The sequence below is a fragment of the Pedobacter sp. Hv1 genome (assembly GCF_001412215.1).
Lineage (GTDB): Bacteria > Bacteroidota > Bacteroidia > Sphingobacteriales > Sphingobacteriaceae > Pedobacter.
The window spans coordinates 343,410-356,321 of record NZ_LLWP01000002.1; the positions used below are offsets into that span (position 1 = coordinate 343,410).

A 12,912-nucleotide genomic window follows, 5' to 3' on the forward strand; every position below is an offset into this window, starting at 1 on the left:
TAACTTTAAAAGCTATCGGGATTTTTTATGTCATTTGATATGATTAGTGACCTGAATGACCGTCAGCACCATGTGCATGGCCATGACTTAATTCGTCTGCAGTAGCTTCACGTACAGTTAATACTTTACCAGCAAAGATTAAGTTTTTACCAGCCATTGGGTGGTTTAAATCAACTGAAATATGCGCTTCGTGAACACCAGTTACACCAGCACGGAATTGGTTACCTTGGTTGTCTTGCAAAGGAATAACATCTCCAACTTGTGGCAATTCGCCACCAGCTTCTTTAAACATGTCGATAGGTAGATCAACGTGTGCAGTTGCATCAATTTCACCGTAACCATCTGCCGGAGAAAGCTCAAAGCTGTACTCATCACCAGCTTGTAGGCCTTGTAAATGTTCTTCAAATTTAGGTAACATCATACCTACGCCAAATAAGAACACTAATGGTTGTTCTTCATTTGCTTTTTCAACAAAAACTTGCTGACCTTCTGGAGTAGTAGTGTGTAGTTCATAAGTTATAGACACTACTGTGTTCGAATTAATATTCATTCTTAATGGTTTAATTTAATAATTTCACTGCCTCGGCAACCGTACCTACTGGCAGCTGACAAGTTTTATTTCGGCAAATATAAATCTTTGTTTCTTCGCTTTCCTTATCTTTTAACAAAGGGAGTTCACTTTTTGTTCCGCCCAATGTAATTTTGTTCGGAATATAGAACTTATTGAGCTCTTTTTTAGTGGTTTCAATATCATTTCCAACTACTGCAATCTCATTTATGCCATATACCTCATTCAGTAATTGGATACACCAATTTGAATAGGCAGAGCCATAAGCTTTAATCCGTGGCAATACAGATTTTAACATAGCCGACGCCTTTTCGCTATAATTTTCATCATCATAAAAGAGTCCTAACTTTTGAAGATTTTGCGCCATTACAGAATTTGAAGCAGCAATTACATTGTCCATCACCTCATGTTTACGGGCAATTAGTTCTTCGCCGTTGCTAGCCGTATAAAAGAACATCTCGTTTTCGACATCTTTAAAGTTAGCCAATACATAATTGCTTAATTTTTTAGCTTCAGTTAACCACTTTTCATCAAAATCTGTTTCGTAAAGCGCAATCAGCGCATCGATCATAAAAGCATAATCGTCTAAAAAACCCTGAATATTGGCCTTGCCGTTTTTATAATTACGGTATAAACCGCCATCAATAGCAATCAAATTGTTTAAGATAAACTCAGCTGCTTTTTTGGCGCTTTGGTAATAAGATGGGTTATCCAATACTTGTGCGGTATTTGTCAAAGCTTTGATCATCATCGCATTCCAAGCGGTTAAACATTTATCGTCTAAGCCTGGTCTAATTCGTGTACTTCTTGCTGTTAATAATTTTTCTTTAGCCAAGCTCACTTTTTGATGAAGTGTTTCTTCGTCAATTGCATGTTTAACTATAAAATCTTCATCCTGGATTGTTCTTCTTAAAATATTGGTTTCCTCTTCCTCCCAATTGCCTGCTGCAGTTACATTAAAATAATCGCCCATTAAAACAGCATCAGCACCTAAAACTTCATTAAAGGCAGCTTGATCCCAGACATAGAATTTACCTTCAACACCTTCACTATCTGCATCTAAAGCGGCATAAAAAAGTCCATTATCGGCAGTCATCTCTCTAAAAACCCAAGCAATGGTTTCTTCAATTATTGGTTTAAAAGGTTCAAATTTCAGGCATTGATAGGCTTCTGCATAGAGGTCAATCAGTTGGGCATTGTCATACAACATTTTCTCAAAATGGGGTACATGCCATTTGTCGTCAACTGAGTAACGGGCAAAACCTCCCCCTACCTGATCATAAATCCCTCCCATGGCCATCGCTTCTAAAGTAGTACACACCGCTGTAAAAGAAGCTTCGTCTGGGGTAAGAAAACTATAGCGCAATAAAAAACTCCAGTTATTGGGCAATGGAAATTTTGGTGAGCGATTGTATCCCCCTTCGGTAATGTCGAAATGACGTTTCCAAGGCTCAACAATTTCAGTTAAATGTGCCTGATCAAACGTAATTTCCGTTGTTGATGGAATAATTTTTTCTGCCTGTTGTATCCCTTCGCTTAAACGCTCTGCATAGTTCCTAGCTTTTTCTGGCTCATTTTTCCAGAGATCTGCCACATTGAGCAAAATATTAACCCAATCGTCTTTTCTGAAATAAGTACCCCCATAAACTGGTTTTTGGTCTGGTAAACAGATGGCATTTAAAGGCCAGCCTCCATTTCCATTCATCAGTTGTACAGCCAACATATAAATCTGATCAATATCTGGTCGTTCTTCACGGTCCACCTTAATACACACAAAATTTTTGTTCATTACCTCGGCCACTTCAAAGTTTTCGAAACTTTCGTGCTCCATTACATGGCACCAATGGCAGGCAGAATAACCAATACTAACTAAAATAAGTTTATTTTCTGCTTTAGCTAAGGCCAAGGCTGCTGGGCCCCACTCGTGCCATTGCACTGGGTTATATGCATGTTGCAACAAATAAGGTGAAGAAGCATGGATGAGATTGTTTGGTTCTTTGTTCATAGATCTGAGATGTGAGACACTAGATTTGAGACGATCGTCACATTTAAGACGTAAATCTATTAATTATCTAATTGCCATCTTAGATTAATTTTTGTTTTTTTACCTTAGCTTTCAAATCTCATAACTTTTTTTTCCTATCAAAAAATGAAAATTACCCATACCGAAATATACCGCTTTAGCATTCCGATGGAACCTTTTGTAATTGCTACGGGCACCATGCATTTTGCTCAAAATGTATTGGTTAAAATTTATACCGATGCGGGTATTTATGGTATTGGCGAGTGTTCTGCCTTTCCGATGATTGTTGGCGAAACGCAAGAAACCTGTTTGGCTATGGCCAAAGATTTCGCACAGATCTGGAAGGGGAAAAATCCTTTGGAAATTCCTGAGCGCATGCAGGATCTGCTGGCCTATGCAGACCACAATGCAACCATTAAAAGTGCTTTTGATATGGCTTTGTTTGACATTGCTGCAAAAAATGCCAAATTACCATTGTACCAGTTTTTGGGTGGGCACAAACGTACTATTGAAAGCGATATGACCATTGGCATTGATACCCCAGAGGGCATGGCCTTAACTGCACTTAAACATCAAAAAAATGGATGCAGGATCATTAAGATCAAATTAGGGAAAAAAGTGCATGAAGATATTGAAAGGGTAAAACAGATCAGGGCTGCTGTAGGTGATGAGATGATCTTGCGATTAGACGCCAATCAGGGTTGGAGTTTTGATGATGCCCTTTTTGCGCTTGGAGAATTAGAGCGCCAAAATATAGAGTTTTGCGAACAACCCATGCGTACCTGGTTTGATGATCAATTACCTGAATTGGCCTTAAATTCTAAAATTAAAATCATGGCCGACGAAAGTTGTTACCACCATCATGATGCCAGAAGATTGATCAATAACAAGGCTTGTGAATATCTGAATATTAAATTCGCTAAATCTGGAGGCATTTTAGAAGCCCAAAAAATTCATGAAGAAGCACTACAACATGGTGTAAAATGCATGATTGGCAGCATGTTAGAAAGCAGGATTGCTCTAACAGCTAATTTACATTTTGCCTTGGCCAGCGCCAATGTGGTATTTTTTGATCTGGACACTTGTTTATTAGGACATTTGGTTGACCCTGTAATTGGTGGTTTAACTTACGATGGTTATTTCTTAAGTGTACCCGATGGTATTGGTATTGGTGCAGATGCGGATCCGGCGTTCTTAGCTGATTGCGAAAAATGGGTAATTGCCTAAAAATCATAACTATAACTTAACATATTCAGGTTGGTATTTTAACAATCGTAAGTTTTCATTTTTTATCAATTTATTTTCGTCTATGATAAAAGGCTGTTCGTCGATGATTATAATATTTTAGTATAAAAAAGAAGATTTGGTGCAACTTTATTTAAATAAGGGCGTCTTATCTACAAATCCACACAAATAATATTATGGTTATGAAAACTTCAATCAAATCACTAGTCGCTGCAGCTTTAATGACTGTAGTAGTTTCAACATCAACAGTTTACGCTTACAGCCCAGCGCCTTTAAAAACTATTTCGGCAAGTGCTGTAGATGTTACTGCAATTAAAAAAGTAATTGTTAAAGGAAATGTAGAAGTGACCTTAGTTCAAGCTCCTAGCTCAAAGGTTTTGTTTAAAAATGAAAATGATGCTTATGTACAAGTTAAACAAGTTGGCAATTCATTATTTGTAGATACGAAAAAAAGTGATGAAACTGCGAAAATTACAGTATATGTAGACGAAATTTATAGAGTTGATGCTTCAGGTAATGCTGTAGTACACACAAAAGAGGCCTTGAAATTAGATTATCTTCAAGTATTCTTAAAAGATAACGCAAAAGCAGATATCAATTCTACAACTTTAGGCTTATACACTTCTCTTATTGGTGCTTCAGAATTAAAATTACAAGGTTCTACAAATGACCATGTAGTTGCAATGGACGCCTTATCAAAAATTACCATGGAGAAATTTAGTGCTGTAAAAACTGAGAAAAAATCTATCAGTATGCCAGAATATGCTGCATTGAACGATTAAAATTACAGGTTAGATTAAACAAATAAGAAGCCTACTGTTCATTCGGTAGGCTTTTTTTATTGCACCAATAATTGACTGAACTGTAAACTATCGCCATTAAATGCATTGAAATCTACCACATGATTAATTCCATTGATACGGGCCTTATCAGAATGTTGCCAAAACCTCCAGGCACTACTTGGTATTTTTAACTTAGGTTGATGGTAATGTGCCACCCAAAAAGGGTAACTGTCATAATATCCCATTAAATGATCTTGGTAAAATTTTAAACCCGAATAAATAATGGGTCTCACTTTTGTTTTCACTTCAATCTGAATAATAAAGGCATTCAATTCTTTTCTCATTTGAGCAGGCGATACACCATCTAAACTTTCGATATCAACTACCGGAGGCAAATCTCCCTTTTCGATGTTTACCGTTTGCAAGAAAAAGTTAGCTTGCCATAATCCCGATCGTTTGGGCCTAAAAAAATGGTATGCTCCTACTTTTAATCCCGCTTTTGGAGCCTCACGCCAATTGCGTTGAAAATACGGATCAACATTTAACAACCCCTCTGTGGCTTTGATAAATGCAAAAGTAACCGCTACGTTATCTTCTTTCATGGCTTTTACCTTTTGCCAGTCTATTTTACCTTGATAATAGGAAACATCAATGCCATGAATGGTATACTTTTTAGGAATTTTGATATTGAAACTTTCATAGGTTCTATAGTTTCGATCTTCGTTTGGATGGCGCAACCAAAACCAAGCAGCAGAAGCTACTTTTAACACATAACCATAATAAAATGGCGATAAAAGCACCAACAGCACACCAACTATTGCAAACTTAAGTGTGGTAGACAGACCTTTGGTCTTTTTAGTGGAAGGTTTTCTTTTCCTAGGTGGCATTTGCTAAAAATACCCAATAAAAATGTCCTTTCAAACGAAGAGAGAAATCTATTGGGCAGATTTCTCTCTTCATTAAATTTGTTCGAAAGGATGTAAATTACCTATTTGCTTAATTCAGCATAATATTTATGGAACAATGGCAAAGTTTCGATGCCTTTGTAATAATTATAAATATCGTATTTTTCATTTGGCGAGTGCAAAGCATCACTATCTAATCCAAAACCGAATAGCACAGATTTAATGCCTAAAACATCTTCAAACAGCGCTACAATTGGAATACTACCTCCACCACGTGTTGGAATTGGTTTTTTCCCAAAGCTATCTTCAATTGCTTTTTCTGCTGCACGATAAGCCACACTATCTGTTGGGGTTACCACAGGCTCGCCACCATGGTGTGGAGTAACTTTTACTTTTACGTAGTCTGGAGCAATGCTTTCGAAGTGTTTGGTAAAAATTTCAGAAATTTCTTCAGAGCTTTGGTTTGGCACTAAACGCATTGATATTTTAGCATTAGCTTTACTTGGCAATACAGTTTTTGCACCTTCGCCAATGTAACCGCTCCAAATTCCGTTCACTTCTAGGGTTGGTCTTGTACCAGTACGTTCTAATGTGCTGTATCCTTTTTCTCCCCAGTCTGCTTTAATTTCAAGATCTTCTTTATATTCTGTTAAATCAAAAGGAGCCGAATTTAATGCCTTTTTCTCTTCCTCAGTCAACTCAACAACTTTATCGTAAAATGCCGGAATAGTAATATGGTTGTTTTCATCGTGAAGCGATGCAATCATTTTACATAAAATAGTTGCAGGGTTGGCTACTGCGCCACCATATACACCAGAGTGCAGATCGCGGTTTGGCCCTACTACTTCAACTTCCATATAAGCCAAGCCACGTAAACCAGTTTCTATAGATGGGTTTTCCATACTGATCATAGACGTATCAGAAATTAAAACCACATCAGCTTTTAATCTTTCGGCATTGGCTTTCACAAAAATACCAAGGTTAGCAGAACCTACTTCTTCTTCACCCTCAATCATGAATTTAACATTGCAAGCCAAGGTGTTGGTTTTCATCATCAACTCAAATGCTTTTACATGCATATAAAACTGACCTTTGTCATCGCAAGCGCCACGGGCATATATTTTACCATCGCGAACTGTTGGTTCGAAAGGTGGAGTTTTCCATAATTCAAGTGGATCTGGTGGTTGTACATCGTAGTGTCCGTAAATTAAAACGGTTGGCAAGCTTGCATCTACAATTTTTTCTCCATAAACGATCGGATATCCTGCTGTTTCACAGATTTCAACTTTGTCGGCACCTGCTTCTATTAGCTTTTGGGCTACAAAATCAGCTGTTTTTAACACATCTCCTTTGTATTTTGGATCGGCACTAACCGATGGAAAACGTAACAATTCAAACAACTCATCTAAAAAGCGTTGCTTATTGTCTTCAACATATTTCTTGATTTCTTGCATAACATTTATATTTTGAACAAATATAGGTTTTTCGCCAAAAGCATTAACAAAACAATTGAATCAATAATTAATTCATTTAGATTAACTAAATCTAAATCAAGCCCATACTAGCTATATTAATATTTATATATTTGTATTTTAATAACCACGTTTTGCGCTATAATTATTATTAAGGGGATGAGATTTCGTGCTTTAGCGCTATGCTTTGCTATTTTATTTTGTTTGTCTCTACAATCAACTGCTCAAATTACCGGAGCCAGCTGTCCTGAGTCTGCCAAATATTTTTCAAAAGACAGTGTAAACGTGGTTACTTTTGGTGCCAGCACTGTAGAAGGGGTTAATGGGCTTAACTTTCAATCGTATCTTACCACTAACTTTTTCAATTGTTACCTCAATAAAACCATCAATATTCAAAAGTATGGGGTAAGTGGCGAAACTACTACCCAAGGTTTATCGCGTATTGATAATGCCATTGCAGGCAAAACCGGTTTTATTGTCATACTAATTGGAGCCAACGATGCGCTACAGATCGATGCAGGCAAAATGACCCTTGCCCAAACTGAAACCAACATGCGTGCTTTAATTGTAAAATCGCTCAACCAAAATCTGGTACCGATTGTATGTACACTTCAAAATTTTGACGACAGAAACAGTGCTCTCTATAGAAGGGTAAATGTATTGGTTAAGTCAATTAACGATATGTATAAACGTTTGATTAAAGAATACAATATCTATCTTGGGGATATCAATGCAGCCATGCGCAGAGATTTCACCCTTTACCAAGATGTTGTACACCCCAATGCAAGAGGCAATAGGTTAATTAGCTTTGTGCTTTTTGATACCATCAATAAAATTATTGCCGAAAGGTTTTTGCAGTTTACCGTTAGCCAAAATTATCCTAACCCTGGTAAAAACACTACTGCTGTAGATATCATTATGCCAGAGGCAGATAAAGTAGAATTTAAACTCTATAACATACAAGGTAAACTGATCCAAACCGTGCTGAACGAATATTTAAATACTGGAAAACATACCATTCAGATCAATTTAGATTACCTTATACCGGGTGTTTATATTTATAGGGTAGCCACTAGTTCTGGTTTATATGTAACCACAAAAAAGATGATCGTGGTTCGATAGCATTAGCCTATTTACTTTATTCCTTTATTGTTATCTTTAGAGCATAAACATAAGGACAAATGCAACATTTCACCAATGAAAACATCGATCTAGATCAGCTCCCAAAATATCAGGAAATTGTATTGACGGCTCCCGACAAAAAATACTGGAAAGTGATCGTCATCAACACCTGCATTTTCTTATTTGTAATTGGTACGGGCCTTGGTATTTTTCTTTGGTTAAACGTACATGTTAAACCCTATATCTATCCAATTATTGGTGGTTTTTTGATTTTCACTATCCTCCTTTTTCTAATTCACAGGGCAAGCTTCAAAAAAAGAGGATTTGCCCTCCGTGAGAAAGACATGGTCTATAAAAGTGGTATTATTGCTGAAAAAACATCAATTGTTCCGCTTAACAGGATACAGCACGTGGCCTTAGATGAAGGTGTTTTTTCGAGAATGTACGGTTTAGCCACTTTAGAAATCCATACCGCTGGTGGTAGCGCTGGCCATATGCATATTGCTGGAATTCCTGTCGAAAAAGCCAATGTGATTAAAGAGGCACTACTTAAAAGAATAGATCTGTTAGAAAGTTTAGCTGTAGATTAATGAATTACGATTTCAGTAAACCTCAAAGACAATCTGCCGCAGGGATCATCATCATGGCTGCAAATACGCTGCAACATGTCATTAGGGCTTTAATTTTGCCCATCTTAATTTTTATTGTTAAGGCACAAAAAGATATGCTTTTATATACCGGATTGGGGATAACCTCATTAGTGGTCATTATTCTGGTCTATTCTTATTTTAACTACAAGAAATTTACCTTCTATTTAGATGAAGCAAACCAGGCTTTTATCATTAACAAAGGAATATTTAACAAAACATTGTTAACCATACAGTTAGACAAAATTCAACAAGTAAACATCAACCAATCACTCTTACAGAAAATTATTGGTGTATATAGTTTACAGATAGACACTCCTGGTGGAGACCGCAAAGAAGTAAGCATCAAAGCTATTGACGAACAAATTGCCTACAGTTTGAAAGAACGTTTGTTAAATGGTCATCAAACTGCGATAAATCAAGATCTTTTGATTGAAGAACAGCCACAAACACAAAGCAAAATTCCATTTTTAAAAATTAGCATCCCTACTTTATTTAAGGTTGGGCTAACCTCTCATTACGGGAGTAGTTTGGCTTTATTAACGGGTTTTGCCTATGCCCTATTTCACAATGCCAAAGAACTTTTAAAAGCGTTTGCTACTGACGATGGACAGGTTGAAGCCGCCATAAAAAGTGGTGTTTCGCTCTTTTCTGCAGGTATACTTGTTGCATTATTGTTGTTGATCTTATTGGCCATTAACATTGTGAGAACTTTTATTAAATATTTCGACTTTGAAATTAGCCAACATAAACATTCGCTACTCATTTCATCAGGGCTATTTGCCAAGAAAAATACTTTATTGAGCCCACATAAAGTTCAAATTACTACCTATAGCCAAAATTATTTCCAGAAAAAGTTCAACATGCTTAACCTGAACCTGAAACAGGCACATGATGGAGAGGGAGAAAATGAAAAAGAAAGACAAAAATCTAATTTGGAAGTTCCGGGTTGTAACCCTACGGAGCGGGATGAATTATTGAAAATGATCTTGGGCGAAATTCCTAAAGAAGGAGCTAGTTTTATTCCTAACTATCGCTTTTTAAACCTGCCCATTTTCTTTATGGTGGCCATCCCTGTTGGGATATTTTTGATATTCTGGAACAATTTTGAGCAGGTTAAACCTTTTTATCCCCTTGCCATTGCTTACGCTATAGTGGTTATTGGCATGATCTACATCAGCTACAAAAGACATCGATTAATTGTAAGTCAAGATTTCATCATTAAGAAATCTGGTATTTGGGATATTTCGCACGAAATTATTTTCCCTCATAAAATTCAATCCATTACCACATTCCAATATCCTTGGCATAAAGGAGTAGATGTTGGCCACGTTAATTTACACACAGCAGCCGGCACCATCCATTTTAAATATGGCAATTATACTGAGATCAAACATTTGGCTAATTATTGGCTGTATCAGATAGAAAGTGGAAGTGAAGAGTGGATGTAGTAGAAAGTTGTAAGTTCAAAGTTGTAAGTTATAAGTTGAGAGTTGTAAGTTATAGGTTACGGGTTCAAAGTGGAAAGTTATAAGTCGATATCATTCACAAAGTGTGACAGTTATTGAAAATATTCACAAAATTGAAATGCTTTACTAGATCTTTATACTTTGTACTATTGAATCTATTCCCCATTTCCAATTCCCTATTCCCTACATGAATCAATAAATTTCTTTATCAACAAATTCGATAAAAGCACATAATTTGCTATTTTTGAACCTCAAAAGACAGGAGCCGATTTGGATTATTTAGAAGGATTAAACCCACAACAACGAGCAGCGGTAGAAAACACAGAAGGACCAGTAATGATTGTTGCTGGTGCGGGTTCAGGCAAAACTAGGGTAATTACCTATAGAGTAGCCCACCTGATACAAAAGGGAGTAGACGCCTTTAATATTTTAGTGTTAACCTTTACCAATAAAGCCAGTAAAGATATGCGTGAGCGTATTGGCAAAGTGGTAGGTAGTGAAGCCAAAAATATCTGGATGGGTACTTTCCACTCTGTATTTGCCAAAATTTTAAGGGTTGAAGCAGAGAAAATTGGTTATCCTTCTAACTTTACCATTTACGATACCGACGATAGCAAGAGCTTAATCAGAAGCATTTTAAAAGAAATGCAATTGGATGATAAGCTATACGCAGCAAATGTGGTGTACAATCGTATCTCAGCTGCTAAAAACAACCTAATTTCTGCAACCGAGTATTTAGAAAATGATCAGATCCAGGCCGAAGATGCTGGTAATAAACGCCCATTGTTAGGCTTAATTTATGACACTTATGCCAAACGCTGTTACAAAGCTGGCGCAATGGATTTTGATGATTTGTTATTCAAAACCAATATCCTCCTTAAAAATCATCCAGATGTTTTAAATAAATACCAACATAAGTTTAAGTATCTAATGGTTGATGAGTACCAGGATACCAACTTTTCGCAATACACCATTGTTAAAAAATTGGCAGCCGCACACCAAAATATTTGTGTGGTGGGCGATGATGCGCAAAGTATTTATGCTTTTCGTGGTGCAAACATCCAGAACATCTTAAACTTTGAACGCGATTATCCTGAGTTGAAGGTTTATAAATTGGAGCAAAACTATCGTTCTACGCAAAGTATTGTAGAAGTAGCCAATAGTATCATTGCCAACAATAAAAACCAGCTCGAAAAAAATGTATTCTCCGAAAACGAAAAAGGAGATCGAATTAAGGTTTCGAGAGCTTTTACAGATAATGAAGAAGGCAAATTAGTTGCAGAGGCCATTGTACAGGATAGAGCTAATGCTGGAATACAATACAAAGATTTTGCCATTTTATACCGTACCAATGCTCAAAGTAGGGCAATGGAGGAAGCTTTACGAAAGCTCAACGTACCTTATAAAATTTACGGAGGTTTGTCTTTTTATCAACGTAAAGAGATCAAAGATTTAATCGCTTATTTCCGTTTAACCTTTAACCCTGCCGATGAGGAGGCCATTAAACGTGTAATTAACTATCCACGTCGTGGTTTGGGCGATACCACCATCGAAAAAATTGCAGTTGCCGCCGATAAACATGATGTTACCATGTGGCAGGTCATCTGTAATCCACAACAATATATTGAAGGTAGGATTGCCAATCAGTTAAATGATTTTGCGGTAATGATCCAAAGTTTTGCTGCAGAATCTAAAAAACTAGATGCTTACGATACCGCCTTATTTATTGCACAACACTCTGGCATTTTAAAAGAACTACATACCGACGATAGTGTAGAAGGTCGTAGCCGTTATGAGAATATCCAAGAATTACTGAACGGGATTAAAGAATTTGCAGAACGAGAAGATATCGAAGACCGCAGTTTGGCCATCTTTATGCAGGATATTGCCTTGTTAACCAATGACGACCGTCAGGATGATAAAGATAAGGATACCGTTTCTTTGATGACTATCCACTCTGCCAAAGGTTTGGAGTTTAAAAACGTATTTATTGTAGGCTTGGAAGAGAACCTGTTCCCTTCTCAAATGTCTTTAACCTCAAGAACTGATTTGGAAGAAGAAAGACGTTTATTTTATGTAGCTATAACCAGAGCAGAGAAAAAATTAACCATTACCTACTCTACTTCGCGTTACCGTTGGGGCACATTAACATCATGTGAACCAAGTCGTTTCATTAACGAAATCAATCCTTCTTACTTAGAATTAGAGGTGGTAAAACCTGCAAAAAGTAATTTTGGAGAGAACAGTTTTGATGGCGAACGCAAAACCTGGAGCCAACAACGTGAATTTACCCCTAAACCTACCACAAGCACAACGGTAATTAGGCCAAAAACAACTTCCATTTTACCTAAGGCACACGTACCAACAGCTGGTTTTACACCTAATGCTGCCAACGAGTTCCAAAATGGGATGGATGTAGAACATGAAAAATTTGGGTTTGGTAAAATTGTAAACCTAGAAGGCAATTTACCAGATGTAAAAGCAACTGTATTTTTTCAAGGTTTAGGAAATAAACAATTGTTATTAAAATTTGCCAAATTGCGAATTGTGAAATAAAAATAGTAGAAATGCTGTTAGCTGCATATTAATTACATATCTTTGAATCAAAGAATGGCAACATTTCGATGAATTCTTAACCAAGATTTCTCTGTGAAAAATATGTTTTGTTTCTCAATACCT

10 protein-coding genes are annotated in these 12,912 nt (G+C 36.8%); 6 read left to right on the top strand and 4 right to left on the bottom strand.

The features are described 5' to 3' along the window. Positions 1-43: 43 nt before the first annotated feature. Both AQF98_RS05785 and AQF98_RS05790 read right to left on the bottom strand, forming a co-directional pair. A complete protein-coding gene (locus AQF98_RS05785) occupies positions 44-550 on the bottom strand; it encodes a peptidylprolyl isomerase (protein ID WP_055130970.1) in 507 nt (168 codons plus the stop codon). A 10-nt stretch (positions 551-560) separates the two neighbouring features. Further along, positions 561-2,573 (bottom strand): thioredoxin domain-containing protein, encoded by a 2,013-nt coding sequence (locus AQF98_RS05790; RefSeq protein ID WP_055130971.1) that lies wholly within the window; start codon positions 2,571-2,573, stop codon positions 561-563. A gap of 144 nt (positions 2,574-2,717) precedes the next feature. Between AQF98_RS05790 and AQF98_RS05795 the strand changes: the two genes are divergently transcribed. Then, on the top strand, positions 2,718-3,818 hold the full coding sequence (locus AQF98_RS05795; protein ID WP_055130972.1) for a mandelate racemase/muconate lactonizing enzyme family protein: 1,101 nt from the start codon (positions 2,718-2,720) through the stop codon (positions 3,816-3,818). A gap of 200 nt (positions 3,819-4,018) precedes the next feature. Then, complete coding sequence (locus AQF98_RS05800) at positions 4,019-4,618, top strand: GIN domain-containing protein (protein ID WP_152969645.1); 600 nt, start codon at positions 4,019-4,021, stop codon at positions 4,616-4,618. A 56-nt stretch (positions 4,619-4,674) separates the two neighbouring features. Here the strand turns inward: AQF98_RS05800 and AQF98_RS05805 are convergent, their stop codons facing one another. Beyond that, the gene (locus AQF98_RS05805; protein WP_055130974.1) at positions 4,675-5,505 is read right to left on the bottom strand and encodes a glycoside hydrolase family 25 protein; all 831 of its coding nucleotides are present in this window, start codon (positions 5,503-5,505) and stop codon (positions 4,675-4,677) included. 101 nt (positions 5,506-5,606) lie between these two features. Then, the gene (locus AQF98_RS05810; protein ID WP_055130975.1) at positions 5,607-6,977 is read right to left on the bottom strand and encodes a dipeptidase; all 1,371 of its coding nucleotides are present in this window, start codon (positions 6,975-6,977) and stop codon (positions 5,607-5,609) included. 222 nt (positions 6,978-7,199) lie between these two features. Here AQF98_RS05810 and AQF98_RS05815 point away from each other — a divergent pair, with 222 nt between their 5' ends. From AQF98_RS05815 to AQF98_RS05830, 4 genes are all read left to right on the top strand, one after another. Further along, complete coding sequence (locus tag AQF98_RS05815; protein ID WP_161805847.1) at positions 7,200-8,117, top strand: GDSL-type esterase/lipase family protein; 918 nt, start codon at positions 7,200-7,202, stop codon at positions 8,115-8,117. Positions 8,118-8,176: 59 nt separating this feature from the next. Then, positions 8,177-8,707: a PH domain-containing protein gene (locus tag AQF98_RS05820; RefSeq protein WP_055130977.1), complete on the top strand. Its 531-nt coding sequence runs from the start codon at positions 8,177-8,179 to the stop codon at positions 8,705-8,707. Next, positions 8,707-10,215: a PH domain-containing protein gene (locus AQF98_RS05825; protein WP_055130978.1), complete on the top strand. Its 1,509-nt coding sequence runs from the start codon at positions 8,707-8,709 to the stop codon at positions 10,213-10,215. The genes AQF98_RS05820 and AQF98_RS05825 overlap by 1 nt, the downstream gene beginning before the upstream one ends. Before the next feature lie 288 nt (positions 10,216-10,503). Further along, positions 10,504-12,789, top strand: coding sequence for an ATP-dependent helicase (locus AQF98_RS05830; protein WP_055130979.1), 2,286 nt, complete (start codon positions 10,504-10,506; stop codon positions 12,787-12,789). Positions 12,790-12,912: the final 123 nt, after the last annotated feature.

Bases quoted from the DNA above. Each gene is read 5' to 3' on its own strand.
- AQF98_RS05785 (WP_055130970.1), bottom strand. From the start codon at position 550: ATGAATATTAATTCGAACACAGTAGTGTCTATAACTTATGAACTACAC.
- AQF98_RS05790 (WP_055130971.1), bottom strand. From the start codon at position 2,573: ATGAACAAAGAACCAAACAATCTCATCCATGCTTCTTCACCTTATTTG.
- AQF98_RS05795 (WP_055130972.1), top strand. From the start codon at position 2,718: ATGAAAATTACCCATACCGAAATATACCGCTTTAGCATTCCGATGGAA.
- AQF98_RS05800 (WP_152969645.1), top strand. From the start codon at position 4,019: ATGAAAACTTCAATCAAATCACTAGTCGCTGCAGCTTTAATGACTGTA.
- AQF98_RS05805 (WP_055130974.1), bottom strand. From the start codon at position 5,505: ATGCCACCTAGGAAAAGAAAACCTTCCACTAAAAAGACCAAAGGTCTG.
- AQF98_RS05810 (WP_055130975.1), bottom strand. From the start codon at position 6,977: ATGCAAGAAATCAAGAAATATGTTGAAGACAATAAGCAACGCTTTTTA.
- AQF98_RS05820 (WP_055130977.1), top strand. From the start codon at position 8,177: ATGCAACATTTCACCAATGAAAACATCGATCTAGATCAGCTCCCAAAA.
- AQF98_RS05825 (WP_055130978.1), top strand. From the start codon at position 8,707: ATGAATTACGATTTCAGTAAACCTCAAAGACAATCTGCCGCAGGGATC.